This window comes from Nonomuraea insulae (assembly GCF_042656245.1).
In genome coordinates, this window is sequence record NZ_JBHSPA010000047.1 from 105,975 (window position 1) to 121,868 (window position 15,894).

At 74.3% G+C, this 15,894-nt stretch carries 9 protein-coding genes; all 9 read left to right on the top strand.

The features are described 5' to 3' along the window. Positions 1-104 precede the first annotated feature (104 nt). The 9 genes from ACFPZ3_RS37725 to ACFPZ3_RS37765 are packed head-to-tail and all read left to right on the top strand — an operon-like array spanning position 105 to position 15,882. Positions 105-1,814 (top strand): fatty acyl-AMP ligase, encoded by a 1,710-nt coding sequence (locus ACFPZ3_RS37725; protein ID WP_379519124.1) that lies wholly within the window; start codon positions 105-107, stop codon positions 1,812-1,814. Next, positions 1,811-7,738 carry a beta-ketoacyl synthase N-terminal-like domain-containing protein gene (locus ACFPZ3_RS37730; protein WP_379519125.1) on the top strand — a complete coding sequence of 1,976 codons (5,928 nt, stop codon included), beginning with the start codon at positions 1,811-1,813 and terminating at the stop codon, positions 7,736-7,738. Before ACFPZ3_RS37725 ends, ACFPZ3_RS37730 begins: the two co-directional genes overlap by 4 nt. After that, complete coding sequence (locus ACFPZ3_RS37735) at positions 7,735-10,686, top strand: type I polyketide synthase (RefSeq protein ID WP_379519126.1); 2,952 nt, start codon at positions 7,735-7,737, stop codon at positions 10,684-10,686. Before ACFPZ3_RS37730 ends, ACFPZ3_RS37735 begins: the two co-directional genes overlap by 4 nt. Continuing rightward, on the top strand, positions 10,686-11,438 hold the full coding sequence (locus ACFPZ3_RS37740; protein ID WP_379519127.1) for a thioesterase II family protein: 753 nt from the start codon (positions 10,686-10,688) through the stop codon (positions 11,436-11,438). Before ACFPZ3_RS37735 ends, ACFPZ3_RS37740 begins: the two co-directional genes overlap by 1 nt. Next, positions 11,435-12,376: an AfsA-related hotdog domain-containing protein gene (locus tag ACFPZ3_RS37745; protein ID WP_379519128.1), complete on the top strand. Its 942-nt coding sequence runs from the start codon at positions 11,435-11,437 to the stop codon at positions 12,374-12,376. Before ACFPZ3_RS37740 ends, ACFPZ3_RS37745 begins: the two co-directional genes overlap by 4 nt. Beyond that, complete coding sequence (locus ACFPZ3_RS37750) at positions 12,373-13,761, top strand: MFS transporter (protein ID WP_379519129.1); 1,389 nt, start codon at positions 12,373-12,375, stop codon at positions 13,759-13,761. Before ACFPZ3_RS37745 ends, ACFPZ3_RS37750 begins: the two co-directional genes overlap by 4 nt. Then, positions 13,761-14,234, top strand: coding sequence for an acyl-CoA thioesterase (locus ACFPZ3_RS37755; RefSeq protein ID WP_379519130.1), 474 nt, complete (start codon positions 13,761-13,763; stop codon positions 14,232-14,234). The genes ACFPZ3_RS37750 and ACFPZ3_RS37755 overlap by 1 nt, the downstream gene beginning before the upstream one ends. Further along, complete coding sequence (locus ACFPZ3_RS37760; RefSeq protein ID WP_379519131.1) at positions 14,234-15,511, top strand: hypothetical protein; 1,278 nt, start codon at positions 14,234-14,236, stop codon at positions 15,509-15,511. Before ACFPZ3_RS37755 ends, ACFPZ3_RS37760 begins: the two co-directional genes overlap by 1 nt. Continuing rightward, positions 15,508-15,882, top strand: coding sequence for a hypothetical protein (locus ACFPZ3_RS37765; protein WP_379519132.1), 375 nt, complete (start codon positions 15,508-15,510; stop codon positions 15,880-15,882). The genes ACFPZ3_RS37760 and ACFPZ3_RS37765 overlap by 4 nt, the downstream gene beginning before the upstream one ends. The last annotated feature ends 12 nt before the right edge of the window (positions 15,883-15,894 follow it).

A 15,894-nucleotide genomic window follows, 5' to 3' on the forward strand; every position in this document is an offset into this window, starting at 1 on the left:
GTTCCCGCATTTACCTCAGGACGCCGTCAGGCCCGAGTCAGGCCCCGATCACGTCCCCGTCAAAGCCATTCTCATCATTTCCCGGGCTGGATATATTGCGGCGCATGATTCCCTTTGCTGAGACACTCGGGGAGTTACTCGCTTTCCGGGCCCGGGAGAACGCCTCCGATACTGTCTACCGCTTTCTTCCGGACGGCGAGCATGAATCCCACGCGCTCACCTTCGCCCGGCTCGATCTGGAGGTTCGCGCGCTGGCCTCCCGGCTCGCCGAACACGCGGGTCCCGGCGAGCGCGCCCTGATCCTCGCGCCCGACTCCGCCGATTTCATCCGCGCCTTCCTCGCCTGTCAGTACGCGGGTGTGATCGCCGTCCCCATATACCCCCCGATGCCTTTCGACGCCCGGCGCGGAACCGCGAACCTGCGGGCCATCGCCCAGGACTGCGCGCCCAAGCTGGTCATCTTCGCCGGCCCCGACGGTTATGCGCGTTTCATCGCCGACAGCTCGCCCGAGATCGCCGCCCTGGAATGGATCCAGGCCGACGACGTGGACGGAACGCGGGCCGCCTTCCAGCCGGTCGCGGCCGGCCCGGCGGACATCTCGTTCCTGCAGTACACCTCGGGATCCACCGCCTCCCCGAAGGGCGTCATGGTCAGCCACCGCGCCCTGCTGGCGCAGGAGCGGCTCCTGCACGAGGTCGGCGACTTCAGCCAGGACTCCGTCATCGTCAGCTGGCTGCCGCTCTTCCACGACATGGGGCTGATCGGCAACGTGCTGCTCGCCCTGTACGCGGGCTGCCAGGCCGTCATCCTCCCGCCGCTGGCGTTCATCCAGCAGCCGATCCGCTGGCTGCGGGCGATCTCCACCTACCGGGCGACCGTGTCCGGCGGGCCGAACTTCGCCTATGAGCTGTGTGTACGGCGTGTGCCCGTACAGGATCGGCAGGACCTGGACCTGAGCAGCCTGCGGATCGCGTTCAACGGCGCGGAGCCGGTGCGCGCGAGCACGCTGGAGGCGTTCACCGCCGCCTACGCGCCGCACGGGTTCGACGCCCGCGCCCACTACCCCTGCTACGGCCTGGCCGAGTGCACGCTGATGGCCACCGGCTCCCCCGTCGGAGCCGGCGCCGTCACCCTCGACGTGCATCTCGACGCGCTGCAGGAGGGCCGTCTGGTCACCGGCGGCGGCCATCGCGTCGTCGGCTCCGGCCGGCCGGGACGGCACCGCCTGCTGGAGATCGTGGACCCGGAGACCTGTCTTCCCGTACGGCCGGGGCACGTGGGCGAGATCTGGATCGCCGGCCCCGACGTGACGGAGGGCTACTGGGGCAGGCCCAAGGAGACCGAGGAGGTCTTCGGGGCCCGCCTGACCGACACCTTCGAGGGCCCGTTCCTGCGTACCGGCGACCTCGGGACCGTGCACGACGGCGAGTTGTTCGTGTCCGGTCGGCTGAAGGACCTGATCATCGTCGGCGGGCGCAACCACTATCCCCAGGACCTGGAGGCGACGGCCGAGTCGGCGCATCCCCTGGTCAGGCGCGGCTGCGTGATCGCTTTCGGGGACTCGCCGCTGGTCGTGGTCGCCGAGGTCAGACCCGAGGTCACCGAGGAGCAACTGGCGCGGATCGGCCCGGCCGTGCGCACCGCCATCGCCGGCGCGCACGGCGTACAGGTCGACGAGGTCGCGCTGATCACCGCCGGAACCATGCCCAAGACCTCCAGCGGCAAGCTGCAGCGGCGGGCCTGCCGTGCCGCCTACGAGAGCGGCGCGCTCACGGCCGCCAGGGCCGCACTCCAGCTCGAAGGAGCGCCATGACCACCCATCAGCAGGCCGTCGAGTGGCTGCTCAACCGCACGGCCGAGCTGTTGTCGGCGCCGGCGGGCACCCTGTCGCCCGACACCCCGTTCTCCCAGCTCGGGCTCTCGTCCATGCAGGCGGTGGAGCTCGCGGGCGACCTGGAGCGCTGGAGCGGGCGCTCCCTGTCTCCGACGATCGCCTACGACTACCCGACGATCGAGGCGGTGGCCGCCCATCTCACCTCGTCGGAGGAGCGGCAGCAGCCCGTACGCCCGTCCGCGCCGAGCGGCGAACCCGTCGCGATCGTCGGCATCGGCTGCCGCCTGCCGGGCGCGGACGGGCCCGAACGCTTCTGGAGCGCGCTGCTCGAAGGCGTGGACGCCATCACCGAGGTGCCGGGCGACCGGTGGGACGGGGCTGCGCTGTACGACCCCGATCCCGACCGGCCGGGCCGGATGAACACCCGATGGGGCGGCTTCCTCGGCGACGTGGAGGGCTTCGACGCCGACTTCTTCGCGATCTCCGCCCGGGAGGCCGCGCGGATGGACCCGCAGCAGCGCCTGCTCCTCGAAGTCGCCTGGGAGGCGCTGGAGGACGCGGGCGTACCCGCGGCGAGCCTGTCGGGCACCCGCGCCGGGGTGTTCGTCGGCGCCTCCACCTACGACCACGGCGCCACGCTGCTCAGTTCGGGCGCCGAGGCGGAGGCGTACGACGGCACCGGCGCCGCGCTCAGCGTGATCGCCAACCGGCTGTCGTACGTCCTCAACCTGCGCGGCCCGAGCATGGTCGTCGACAGCGCCTGCTCCTCCTCGCTCGTCGCCGTGCACCTGGCCTGCCAGGCGCTGCGGGCCGGGGAGGCGGATCTCGCGCTCGCCGGCGGGGTCAACGTCATCACCAGCCCGCGGATCGCGCTCAGCTTCAGCAAGGGCAGGCTGATGGCGCCCGACGGACGGTGCAAGCCGTTCGATCACCGGGCCAACGGCTACGTACGCAGCGAGGGGGCGGGCGTGGTGCTGCTGCGGCCGCTGTCCGCCGCGCTCGCCGCCGGCGACCGGATCTACGCCGTGATCCACGGCAGCGCGGTCAACCAGGACGGGCGCACCAACGGCCTGGCCGCGCCGAACCGCCCGGCGCAGGAGGCGGTGCTGCGCTCGGCGTACGCCGCCGCCGGGGTCGATCCTGCGACGGTCGACTACGTGGAGGCGCACGGCACCGGTACGGCGGTCGGCGACCCGATCGAGGTGGCGGCGCTGGCCACGGTCCTCGGCCCCGGCCGGCCCGCCTCGCGGCCGCTGCGGATCGGGTCCGCCAAGTCGAACGTGGGGCACCTTGAGGCCGCGGCGGGGGTCGCCGGGCTGATCAAGGCGGCGCTGGCGCTGCACCACGGCGAGTTGCCGCCGACCGTTCACTTCACCAAGCCGAACCCGCTGCTCGGCCTCGACCGCCTGCCCGTCGTCGTCCAGGACCACGCCGGGCCCTGGCCGTCGGACCGCGCCACCGCGCAGGACCGTGCCGGGACGGGGTCGCCGGGCGGCGCGACGGCGCAGGATCGTCCCGAGACGGGGTCGCCGCGCGCTGCCACGGCTGGGGTCAGCTCGTTCGGTTTCGGCGGGACCAACGCCCATGTCGTCCTGTCGTCGGCGCCGCCGCCGCGGCAGCCGGAGCAGGACCGTACCGCTTCGGGCGAGTTGTACCTGTTCCCGGTCTCCGCCCGCTCCCGGACGGCCCTGCGGCGAAGGGCGGCGGCGCTGGCCGGCCTGGCGCGCGACAGGCCCGGCGACCTGACCTGGCTGTCCGCGGCGGCCGGGGCGGCGGCGCTGCGCGGTGACCACGACCGCTACCGTGCCGCCGTGGTCGTCTCCTCCCCCGAGGAGCTCGCGGCCGCGATGACCGCGGTCGCCGAGAACCGCGACGAGACCTCCGTGCGCACGCGCCGGGCCCAGCGGCCCACGCTGGTCTTCCCGGGGCAGGGCGCCCAGTGGGAGGGGATGGGACGGCAGCTCGCCGACGCGGTGCCCGCCTTCCGCGCGGCGATCCGCAGATGCGACGCCGCGATCGGCCGCTGGCTGGGCGAGCGGCTGTGGGACGACGAACGCGGCCTGACCCCCCGGGGCACCGCGCATGTGCAGCCCGCGCTGTTCGCGTACCAGGTGGCGCTGGCCGAGACGTGGCGGGCGTGGGGCGTCGAGCCGGGCGCGGTGATCGGGCACAGCATGGGCGAGATCGCCGCCGCGCACGTGGCCGGCGCGCTGTCGCTGGAAGACGCGGCCCGCGTCGTCTGCGAGCGCAGCAGGCTGCTCACCCGGCTCACCGGGCAGGGCGGCCTCGCGCTGGTCGAGCTGGACGCCGAGGAGGTGGAGCCGGCACTCGCGGGCCGCCGTGACCGTCTCTCGGTCGCGGCCGTCAACGGGCCGCGCGCCACCGTGCTGTCCGGCGATCCCGCGGCGCTGGACGAGGTGATCGCCGAACTGGAGGCGCGCGGGGTGTTCGCCCGGCGGGTCGCCGTCGACTTCGCCGCGCACAGCCCGCAGGTCGAGCCCCTGCAGGAGGAGCTGTTCACGGCCCTGAACGGGCTCTCCCCGCAGCCCGCGACCACGCCCTTGTACTCGACGGTCACCGCGGAGCCCGCGGCCGGCCCCGAGCTCGGCCCCGCCTACTGGAAGCGGAACGTCCGCGAGCCCGTGCTCTTCTCGCCCGCGCTGGAGCAGCTCATCGCGGCCGGGCACGAGGTGTTCGTGGAGGTGGCGCCGCACCCGGTGCTCACCCGCTCGATCGCCGAACTCTCCGTCCACCTCGGCCGTCCTGTCACGATCATCTCCTCGGTACGCCGCGACGAGCACGAGGCCCGCGCCCTGCTCAGCGCCCTCGGTTCCCTGTACGCGACCGGCGCCGACATCGCATGGGACGCCCTGTACGCCGGCGCCGTCCATGTCCCCCTGCCGCCCCACGGATGGGACCGGCAGCGCTTCCCCCTGCTCCGCGCCACCCCCGGCGCGGCCGTCCCGCCCGCCTCCGGGGGCGCGCTGCTGGGCTCCCGGATCAAGGTGGGCGCCGAGCCGGCCCTCCGCCTGTGGCCCCTGCTGCCCGGCGGCGCACCGGAACTCGCCGACCACGTCGCCGACGGCGTGCCGCTGGTCCCGGGCGCGTACTGGCTGGCGGCAGCCGCCCAGGCCGCGGGGCCGGCCTCCGGAGCCGCCCAAGGCGCGGGACCGGGTCCCGGAGCCGCCCAGAGCGCGGGTTCGGGGAGTGTGGTGCTGGAGGATGTGACCTTCGAGCACCCCTGCCCGGCCGACGGTGAGGCCGGGCTCCAGCTCGCCATGGTCCCGTCGGGGCCGGGGCGGCGTTCCTTCGTGATCACCTCCGACCGCGGCGGCGGCCCGGTCGTCCACGCCCGCGGCACCGTCGTCGAGGACGCCGTCCACCCCTCCCTGGTGGCCCCCCGTGACCTGCCAGGCGGCGTGCCGGTCGCCGAGTTGTACGAGCGGCTGGCGGCGGCCGGGCTGGCCTACGGGCCGCGCTTTCGCGGGCTGACCGAGCTGCGTACCGGCGACCGGGAGGCGGTGGGGACGTTCCGCCTGCCGGACGGGCTGGACAGCGGTCTTTCTCCGCTGCATCCCGCCCTGCTCGACGCCTGCTTCCACACGGTCGCGGCGGCGGCGGGCGGCGCCCTCTCCTCCGGGGTGCTCCCTCTGCCCGCCGGGGCCGGGCGCGTGTGGTCGCGCGGCGGCGAGGCCGTATCGCGGGGCCGGGCACACGCCGTCATCCGCGAACTCGGCACGCGCGAGCTGGTCGCCGACGTCACCGTGACGTCGGAGGCGGGCGAGCCGGTCTGGGCGGTGTCGGGCCTGCGCATCCGCCTGATCCGACGCCGTCCCGCCGAGGACGGCAGGCTCTACACGCTGCGCTGGCAGCCCCTGACCGCCGGACCCGCCGTCACAGGCCGGGGCGGCTGGCTGGTGCTGACCGAGCCGGAGTCTCCCGCCTCGGTGGGTGCCCGGCTGGCGGAACGACTCGCCGCGGCGGGCGAGCCTTACCTCCTCGCCACCGGGGACCGGCCGCTCGACGACCTGCTGGAGCAGGCGGAGACCCGGTACGGCGGACTACGCGGCGTCCTGGACACCCGCGCCACGTCCGCGAACGACCTGCCCGGCACGCCACCCGACCGCGCGGAACTGCGCGACGTACCGGACAACCGTGCGGAACTGCGCGACGTAGCGGACGACCGTGCGGAGGGCGCCGGAGCGTTGCCCGAGCACGCGGTGGGAGCGTTGAGCGAGCACGCGGCGGCGGCGCTGGGCCGGCACGCGGCGGGGACGCTGCGGCTGGTTCGTGACCTGATCCTCAGGACGTGGCGCGGGCAGCCTCCCCGTCTGTGGCTGCTGACGGCGAACCCGGCCGGATCCGTCGTCTGGGGCCTCGGCCGGGTGATCGCCAATGAGCATCCCGAGCTGGCCGCCGCAGTGGCGGACCTGCCCGGCTCACCCACGCGTGCCGACCTCGACGCCCTGGTGGCGGCGCTGCGCGCACAGGACACCCCGGGACAGCTGCGCGTACGCGACGGCGGTCTGCTCGAGCCCAAGCTCGTACCGGCCCCGGCCGAGAGCGAACTGCCCAGCGTGCCCGATGGCCGCATGGACGGCATGCCGGAAGGCCGCATGAACGGCGTGCCGGAAGGCCGCATGAACGGCGTGCCGGAAGGCCGTATGGACGGCGGGCTGACCGGCACGCCGGAGGGCCGCGCGGACGGCGGGCTGACAGTTGGGTCGGTGCCTGTGAGGGCTGACCGTCCGTACCTGATCACCGGAGGGCTCGGCGCCCTCGGCCTGCACGTCGCGCGCTGGCTGGTGGGGAAGGGCGCGCGCAGGCTCGTACTGGCCGGTCGCACCTCGCCCGGCCCGCGGGCGCGGGCGGCGCTGGACGAGCTGCGGGCGGCGGGAGCGGAGGTCCGTGTCGAACAGGTCGACCTGGCCGACGCGGAACAGCTCGCCGGGGCGCTTCCCGCGGACCTCGCCGGGGTGTTCCACCTGGCGGGGGTCCTGGAGGACGCGCTGATCACCACGATCGACGACGACCTCCTGCACAGGGCGCTGGCGGGCAAGGCAGCCGGCGCCTGGAACCTGCACACGCTGACGACGAGCCTGCCGGTGGAGCACTTCGTGCTGTTCTCCTCGCTCGCCGGCCTGTTCGGCTCGCCGGGCCAGGGTGCGTACGCGGCGGCCAACACCTTCCTGGACGCCCTGGCCGAGCACCGCGCGGACCTCGGCCTGCCCGCGCAGAGCATCGACTGGGGCACCTGGTCGGGCACCGGCCTGGCCGTGGAGGCGGGCGGCGTCGACCGGCTCGCCGCGCGCGGCCTGCCGCCGTTGTCGCCCGAGGTCGCGCTGGACCTGCTGGAGGAGGCGCTCGGCAGCGGCCGGCGGCACCTGGTGGCGGCGGCGTTCGACTGGGCGGCGTTCGGCAGGGCCGGGCTCGGTCCCGATCTCGCGCGCATGCTGGCGGGCCAGGTGAGCGCCGACAGGCCGGCCACGGGAGCGGAACGCGGCGCCGTACGGACGGCCGCCCTGGCCGCCACCGGCGCGGCGGGCCGGTTGGACGTGCTGCGGCGCTTCCTGCTGGAGCAGGTCGGCGGCGTCCTGGGGAGGGGCCCCGAGAGCGTGGACACCTCCGTGCCGCTGCAGGAGCTCGGCTTCGACTCGCTGATGGCGATGGAGCTGCGTACCCGGCTGGAGACGGGGCTGGACCTGCGGCTGTCGGCCACCGTCGTCTACACCTTCCCGACCGTGGAGGCGCTGGCCGACGGCCTGGCCCAGCGGCTCGGCGACCCGCAACCCGCACAGACGCGGGAAGAGCCGGACGTACCCGCTGATCTGAGCGGGCTCGACGACGAGGAGCTGGCCGCGTTGCTGACCGAGGAACTCGATCTGAAGGGGGGGACGGCATGACTGACCAGCGCAAACTTCTAGAGCGCGCCCTGGTGCAACTGCGCGAGACCCGGGCCCGTCTGGCCGCCGCCGAGCGCGCGGCCCGCGAGCCGATAGCGGTGCTCGGCGCCGGGGTACGCCTGCCGGGCGACGTGGCGGACTTAGAGGCGTACTGGGACCTGCTGCGCGACGGCGTGGACGCGGTCACGCCGTCGGTCGACACGCTGGACGGCCACCGCCCCAAGCCCGCCGACCGGCCCGAGAACGGCCGGTGGGCCGGGCTGCTGACCGACGTGGACGGCTTCGACGCCGCCTTCTTCGGCATCTCGGCCGCCGAGGCGGCCAAGATGGACCCGCAGCAGCGGCTCGCACTGGAAGTCGCCTGGGAGGCGATGGAGGACGCCGGGCTGCCGCTGGAGACGCTTCAGCGCACCCGCACCGGGGTGTTCCTGGGCGTCTACAACAGCGACTACCTCACCCTCCAGTACGACGAGCCGGCCACGATCAACACCTACACGGCCCCGGGCGGCGCGCACAGCGTGCTGGCCAACCGCCTGTCCTACCTCCTGGACCTGCGCGGCCCGAGCATGGCCGTGGACACCGCCTGCTCCTCCTCACTGATGGCCGTCCACCTCGCGGTACGCGCGCTGCGCCAGGGCGACTGCGACATCGCGCTGGCCGGCGGCGTCAACGTCATCCTCAATCCCATCTCCACGCTGGTCACCGAGAAGGTGCTGCCGATGGCGCCTGGCGGGCGGTGCCGTACGTTCGACGCCGCGGCCGACGGGATCATCCGCGCCGAGGGGTGCGGCGTCCTCGTCCTGACCCGCGAGTCGCTGGCCGCGGATCGCCGGATGGGCGGGCGCGTGCGCGCCGTGATCCGCGGCACGGCGGCCAACCACGACGGCCGTACCAACGGCCTGACCGCGCCCAACCCCCGGGCCCAGGCGGACCTGCTGCGCAGCGCTCTCGACGACGCGGGCGTGCGGCCGGAGGAGGTCACCTACATCGAGGCGCACGGGACGGGTACGCCGCTGGGCGACCCGATCGAGGTGGAGGCGCTGCGCGAGGTGTACGGCGGCGGCTCGCTGCCGTGCGCCCTCGGCTCGGTGAAGACGAACTTCGGCCACCAGGAGGCCGCGGCGGGCGTCACTGGCCTGATCAAGGCCATGCTGGTGCTGGAGCACGAGCAGGTGCCGCCCAACGTGCACCTGCGCCGCCTCAACCCGGAGATCGACCTGGCGGGCAGCAGGCTGGCGGCGCCGGCCGAGCTCACCGGCCTGGCCCGCGAGGAGCACGCGCCGCTGGCGGCGGTCAGCTCGTTCGGCTTCGGCGGCGCCAACGCCCACGCGATCCTGCAGGCGCCGCCCGCTTCACCCGAGGCCGATGGTGCCTTGGGCAAGCTCGTGCTGCCGCTGTCGGCCCGTGACCCGGCCGCGCTGGTCGCGCTGGCCAGGGCGTACGCCGACCGCCTGGCCGGGTGCGACGCCGAGCAGGCGGCGGCCGTGTGCGCGGCGGCCGGGACGCGGCGCACGCACATGGCCTACGGGCTGTGCCTGACCGCCGAGGACCCGGCCGAGCTCGTGACCCGGCTGGGCGAGGTGGAGGGCGGCCGCGGCGCCATACCGGCCAGGCCGCCCCGGGTGGCGTTCGTCTTCAGCGGCCAGGGTTCGCAGTGGCCCGGCATGGGCGCCGAGCTGCTGCGGCGCGAGCCGGTGGTGGCGGCGGAGGTGGCCGAATGCGACGCCGTCGTCCGCGAGCTGGCCGGCTGGTCCGTACTGGAGCAGCTCACCGACGGCGACCGCCTGGCCGAGACGGAGGTCGCGCAGGTCGCGATCGGCGCGCTCCAGCTCGGGCTGGCCGCCCTGTGGCGGTCCTGGGGGGTCGAGCCGTCGGCGGTCACCGGCCACAGCATGGGCGAGGTCGTCGCCGCGTGCGCGGCCGGCGCGCTGACCCGCGCCCAGACGTTCGACCTGCTGCTGCGCCGGGCACGGCGGACCGAGGAGGGCGCGGCGGGCGGCGCGATGGCGAGCATCGCGCTGCCGCCCGACCGGGTACGCGCGCTGATCGGCTCCGACCGGGTCGGCATCGGCGCGGTGAACGGGCCGCGCTCCACCGTGGTCTCCGGCGAGCGGCAGGCCGTGGTGGCCCTCTGCTCCCAAGCGGAACGGCTCGGCGCGACCGTACGCAGGCTGCCCGCCCGCTACGGCTTCCACAGCCCCATGCTGGACGGCCAGGACGAGCTGCTGGCCGCCGAACTGGCGCACCTGCGGCCCGGCCGGGGCACGGTGCCGATGTACTCGACCGTGACCGGCGCCCTGATCGACACGGAACACCTCAACGCGGCGCACTGGGGACGCAACCTGCGTGACGCGGTGCGCTTCTCCCCCGCCGTCTCCGCGATCGCCGCCACGGGCGTGACGGTCTTCGTGGAGATCGGCCCGCACCCGGTCCTGCTGCGCGACCTCGGCGAGACGCTGGAGGAGGCCGGCGTCCGCTACCGGGCCGTGGGCAGCCTGCGCCGCGGCCGGCCGGCCGCCGACACGCTCGACCGCTCGCTGGCCGACCTCTACCGCGCCGGGCTGGAGGTGGACTGGGCGGCCGTGCTGGGTGAGGCGCCCGCCGGCGTGCCGCTGCCCGCCTATCCCTGGCAGCGGCGCCGCCACTGGCTGGGCGAGGCCCCTCAGCGGGCCGACCTGGCCGCGACCGTCCCGCTGGCTGAACGCGCCGACACGATCGCCCTGTTCGTACGGCGCCGCATCGCCGACGCCCTCGGCCTCGACGACGTGGAGCAGGTGCCCCCGGACCGGCCGCTGGCCGACTTCAACCTGGAATCCCTGGTGATCGTCGAGCTGAAGGGCCAGGCGGAGAGCGAGCTCGGCGTCTCGGTGCCGCTCCAGGCACTGCTGCGCGTCATGCACGGCGGCACGGCACTCGACCTGGCCACCATGATCGCGAAGGAGAGCTGATGACCGCGTTGGCCTGCCTCGGCGAGAACCCGGCCGCCGCGCTGCGCCTGGTGTGCTTCCCGCACTCCGGAGGGCAGCCGGGGATGTTCCGCCGCTGGATCACCGGCCTGGCCCCGGACGTGGAGGTGTGGGGGGCGACGCTGCCCGGCCGCGCCACCCGGGCGGGCGAGCCGTTCGCCCGGCGGTGGAGCCCGCTCGTCGCCGAGATCACCGACGCCGTGCTCGACCACGTGCCGGGGCCGGTGGCGCTGTTCGGGCACAGTCTCGGCGCGCTGCTGGCCTTCGAGGTGACGCGCTCGCTGACCCTGGCGGGGCGGGCGCCCGAGCACCTCGTGGTCTCCGCCCGCGCCACGCCCGCCACGCCGTACCCGCTGACGCTACCCGACGGCGACGAGGAGCTGATCGACGCCGTCGATCGCGTCTACCAGGGCATCCCCGGGGCGCTGCGCGCCTCGCCCGACCTGCTGCGGCTCTTCGCGCCCGTCCTGCGCGCCGACCTGGAGCTGGCCGTCTCCTACGTCTTCCGTCCCGGGCCGCCGCTGTCGTGCCCGATCACGGCGCTCGGCGGCGTGGACGACCCGACCGTCTCAGCAGCCGAGCTGTCCGCCTGGGGCCGCCACACCAGCGGGAACTTCACGTCCGTACGTTTCCCCGGCGGCCACTTCTACCTCGACGCCGCCGAGCGCGAGGTGCTGGACACGCTCTGGCGACGCCTTACGCCCAGCCACGTACTCACGAGGAGTCCGTTTTGACCTCTGACCCGTACGAGAAGCTGACCTTCGACCAGACCGTCCCGCGCGCCCTGGCCCACCGGCAGGCCGTGGGCGAGGTGTTCGTCACCGACTCCGCGCCGGGGGCCGACGGCGACCATCTGGTGGCCGTACAGGTGCCGCGGGCGCACAGCCTCTGGTTCGACCGGCTCGTCCCCTTCCATGACCCGTTCTCCACTGCGGAGGCGGCCCGGCAGGGGTCGTTCGTCGTGTTGCACCGCTACTTCGGGGTGCCGGTCGGGCTGCCGTTCAGCCTGCTGCGCTGGCAGTTCCGCGTGCACGACCTGGCCGCGTACCGGGACGACGAGAGCTCGCCGCTGCAGGGCGTCCTGCGGTACCGGGTGAGCGGCAAGTCCGCGCCTGTCGGCGACTTCGGCGACATGGCGCTTTCCGGGGAGCTGACGATCGGCTCGGCCACCGCCATGAGCTTCAGCGGCGACGTGGTCTTCTTCGGGCGGGAGGACTTCGCGGCGCTGCGCGAGTTCCAGATCGCCAAGAAGCCCGCGCCGGATCCGGCCGCCGTCGCGCCCACGCCGCTGGACCCGGCGCTCGTCGGGCGGCGCGACCGGCGCAACGTGGTCATCGGTGACGGCGAGCGCTTCCCGTACGTGATCGACACCACCCATCCGTCCTACTTCGACCACGCCTACGACCACGTGCCGGGACCGTTCATCGTCGAGGGGTTCCGGCAGTCGGCGGTGGTCGCCGCGTGCCGGGCCGGGGCGCTGGACTCGCCCTCAGCCGCGGTGCTCGGCTGCTCGACGACCTTCGGCTCCTTCGGCGAGTTCGGCGCGCTGCTGGAGTGCTCGGCGGAGATCACCGGGGCCGTGGACGGGCGCGTCAACGTCGCGCTGGAGCTGCACCAGTACGGCAAGCGGCTCGCGACGGCGGGCATCGAGCTCGGGCCGTACCCGTCATGATCAACCTGCGCTCCCCGGTCGTGGCGGCCGGTCTGATCACCTTCGCCCTGACGCTGAACCTCAGCGCGGGGAACGTCGTCCTGCCCGCCGTCGAAGGCGACCTCGGCACGACGACGGCGGTCAGCCGCTGGGTCGTCCTCGGGTACGCGCTCGCCGCCGCCCTGTTCGTCCCCGTCGTGGGGCGGCTGCAGGAGCGGCTGGACCGGCGGCGGGCGCTGCTGCTGGGCGTCGCCGGGTTCGGGGTGGCCTCCGGGCTGTGCGCCCTGGCCCCGGAGATCGTCACATTGCTCGCCGGGCGGGTCCTGCTGGGTGCCTTCGCCGCCCTGCTCATGGTCCTGGCCGCCGTCCTGGCGGTGTCCGGGCCCGGCCCCAGGGCCGGCGGGCTCGCGGTGGCGGCGGTCTGCGCCACGCTCGGCGGGTTCATCGGGGCGGCGGCGGGCGGCGGGCTGGTCAGCCCGCTCGGCTGGCGCGGCCTGCTCCTCCTGCCGGTCCCCCTCTGCCTCCTCGCCCTCACCGCCCGAGTCCCCGACATGCTCGCCCCCGCCCCGACGACTCCCAACGCGCCCGCCCCCACCGCCCACGTCCTCTCCTCCACTCCATCGACTCCCGGCGCGCAGGCTCTCACCCCGTCGACTCCGAGCCCATCGGCTCCCAGCCCATCGGCTCTCACCCCATCGACTCCCAGCCCATCGGCTATCACCTCACCGGCTTCCGGCGCGCTCGCTGTCACCTCGCCGGGCCTCTTCGAGCGGATGGAGCCGCCTTCGCGTGTGCCCGCTCTGCTCGCCGTCATGATGCTGGCCACGCTGGACGCACTGGTGGTCGTGTTGTGCCCGTTCTTCCTGTTCCAGGGCCAGGTGCAGCAGGCGGCGCTGCCGCTGGTGGGCCTGACCGTGCTCGGCCTGCCCCTCGGGCTCATGGTCGCCGGTGCGGCCGGCGCCCGCCTGGCCGGCCGGTTCGGGCCACGCGCCGTCGCCCTGGCCGGCGCCGTCCTGGCCGCCGCGGGGGTGGCGCTCCTGCTGCCCCTGTCCCCCACGTGGTCGGCCGCCGAGGTGGCACTCCGCCTCGCGCTGGTCGGCGCGGGAATGGGCCTGTACGGCGGCACGTCCCACTCCTTGATCATGGCCGGCGGCTCACCCGACCGGTCGGCCCGTCACCTCCAGCTCACCCGCGGCCTCGGCTACATCCTCGGCGCCACCCTGGCCTCCACCCTCTGGGCGGCCACGGACTTCTCGCGAACCGGAATGGGCACCGCGCTCCTTCCCGGACTCGGCGTGGCCGTGGTGGCGCTGCTCACCCTGATCCCCTTCCGCTCCATGACCACCCGACGACCTTCACTTCAACGACCGGGAGCACCATGGACACCCACGCGATCAAGAGTCTGATGACCGATGCCGTCGCCCAGATGACGGCCCCCGCCCGGCCCATCGAGGTGCGGCACATCCCCAAGCGGCACGTCTACCACCGCCAGGTGCGCTTCTCCGACATCGACGCCCACGGCCACGTCAACAACGTGCGCTTCCTGGAGTACCTGGAGGACGCCAGGATCGCCCTCTTCCTCGACTACGCGGGCGCGCCGCCGGAGGACCGCAGCGGGCTGCCCGCGGTGGGTGTCGCCATCGTCCGGCACGAGGTGGACTACCGCAGGCCGCTCAGGTTCCGGCACGGCATGGTGCGGATCGAGTCGTGGGTGACCAAGATCAACCGGGTGAGCTGCGAGCTGGCCGCGGAGATCTGCTCCGACGACGGGGTGTTCGCCGAGGCCCGCTCGATCATCATGGCCTTCGACCCGCACACCGCCAAGCCGCGGCGCTTCACCGTGCACGAGCGCGCCTTCCTGAAGCGCTACCTGCCCTGATGCGGATTCCGCTCCTCCTGCTGCTCTTGCTCCTCGTGCTGTGGCCGGTGCCGGCCGGCGCGCACGTGGTCGCCCCGGGAGCGGATCTGCGGATCGCCCAGACGATCGCCGGCGCCGAGCTGACCATCACGGTGCGGGGCGTCAGCAGGACGCCGGCGCCCGCCGTGGTGGAGATCGAGGCGTTCCGCCCGGTCCCCGACCTGCCGATCGAGCTGACGCTGCGGTCCACCGAGACCGGGCGGACGGTCCACGCGTCGATGCGGCTGGTGGCGGGCCGGGTGGGCCCTTATCGGACGAGCATGCAGGTCTACCGGGCGGGGCCGTACGAGCTGGAGGTGCGCACGCCCGGGGAGCGATCCCTCTTGCCGGTCCGCGTCCTGGTTCCGGCGACGTCGCCGTGGGAGCTGGTCATCCACGGCGGCTTCTACGTGGCCGGGATCCTGGTGGTGGCCGGGCTGCTGACGGGCGGGATGTCGAGACGGGGTCCCGCCATGGCCGTCCGCGCCGGTGCGGTGGCGGGGGTGGTGGCGCTCACCGTGGCGGTGGTCTCGCCGCAGCTCCCTCTGCCCGTGCCGGAGGGCGCCGCTCCTGAGCTGCCGGCCCAGAACGGCGTGGGCGGGAGGCCGTACCTGATGGCGACCTTCGGCACGCAGCCGGCACGGCCGGCGGCAGGGGCGGAGTTCACGCTCCTGATGGACCTGGTGGACGGGTCCACTGGACGCCCGGCCGACGACCTCGTCCTCCATCACGAGGCCATGGCCCACGTGGTGGTGACCAGCGAGGACGGCACGTACTTCCGCCACCTCCACCCCGTCAGGCTCGCCCCTGGCCGGCTCGCGGTACGACTGCGCGCCGACCGGCCCGGCCGCTACCTCGCCCACGCCGAGCTGGAGCGCACCGATTCCGGCGGCCAGCTCGTCGCCGGTGAGTTCACCGTCACCGGCACGTCCGCGGGCGAAGCGACGCGTGCCGTGTCCTCCGTGGTGCCGGTGATCGTGCCGGCGCGGCCGGTGGCAGGCCGGCCCACGACGATCGAGATCCCCGTGACCGGCCGCCTCCAGCCCTGGCTCGGCATGCCCGGCCACCTGATCGTGCGCGACAGGAAGGGCGCCTTCCTGGGCCACCTGCACGCCACACCCACCCGCACGTCGGCGCTGACCTTCACCTTCAGCTTCCCCGCCCCCGGCACGTACTTCGCCTGGGCGCAGTACGCCAGGGACTCCACGATCGAGACCGTGCCCTTCACCATCACGGTCGGGACGGAGAGCGACACGTGATGAGACGCATCCTGGCCGCGGCCTGCCTGGTCGCGGCGGCCATGACCGTCGTCGTCGGCTGCCTCGTGCGGCCGGGGCCGGTGACGGCGCACGGCGCGGGCACGCGCTATGCCGTCACCCTCACCATCGACGGGACCGGCACGGCCGACATCGTCGTGGACCGGGGCGGCGCGGACGAGGTCGTCGTGTCGGCCACGATGCCGCAGATGGGCCACGCCACCCCGGAGGAGGCGGCCCAGCGCGTGGAGCCCGGCCATTTCCGCGCGGTGGGCGACCTGTTCCCGATGAGCGGGGTGTGGGAGGTCGCCGTCCGCGTACGCGGAAACGCGGGCGAGGAGGTCATTCCGCTGACCGTGCTGGTCGCGTCATGACCTCCTCGCCCG

Coding starts and splice junctions, on each gene's coding strand:
- ACFPZ3_RS37740 (WP_379519127.1), top strand. CDS start 10,686: ATGACCGCGTTGGCCTGCCTCGGCGAGAACCCGGCCGCCGCGCTGCGC.
- ACFPZ3_RS37730 (WP_379519125.1), top strand. CDS start 1,811: ATGACCACCCATCAGCAGGCCGTCGAGTGGCTGCTCAACCGCACGGCC.
- ACFPZ3_RS37760 (WP_379519131.1), top strand. CDS start 14,234: ATGCGGATTCCGCTCCTCCTGCTGCTCTTGCTCCTCGTGCTGTGGCCG.
- ACFPZ3_RS37755 (WP_379519130.1), top strand. CDS start 13,761: ATGACCGATGCCGTCGCCCAGATGACGGCCCCCGCCCGGCCCATCGAG.
- ACFPZ3_RS37735 (WP_379519126.1), top strand. CDS start 7,735: ATGACTGACCAGCGCAAACTTCTAGAGCGCGCCCTGGTGCAACTGCGC.
- ACFPZ3_RS37750 (WP_379519129.1), top strand. CDS start 12,373: ATGATCAACCTGCGCTCCCCGGTCGTGGCGGCCGGTCTGATCACCTTC.
- ACFPZ3_RS37725 (WP_379519124.1), top strand. CDS start 105: ATGATTCCCTTTGCTGAGACACTCGGGGAGTTACTCGCTTTCCGGGCC.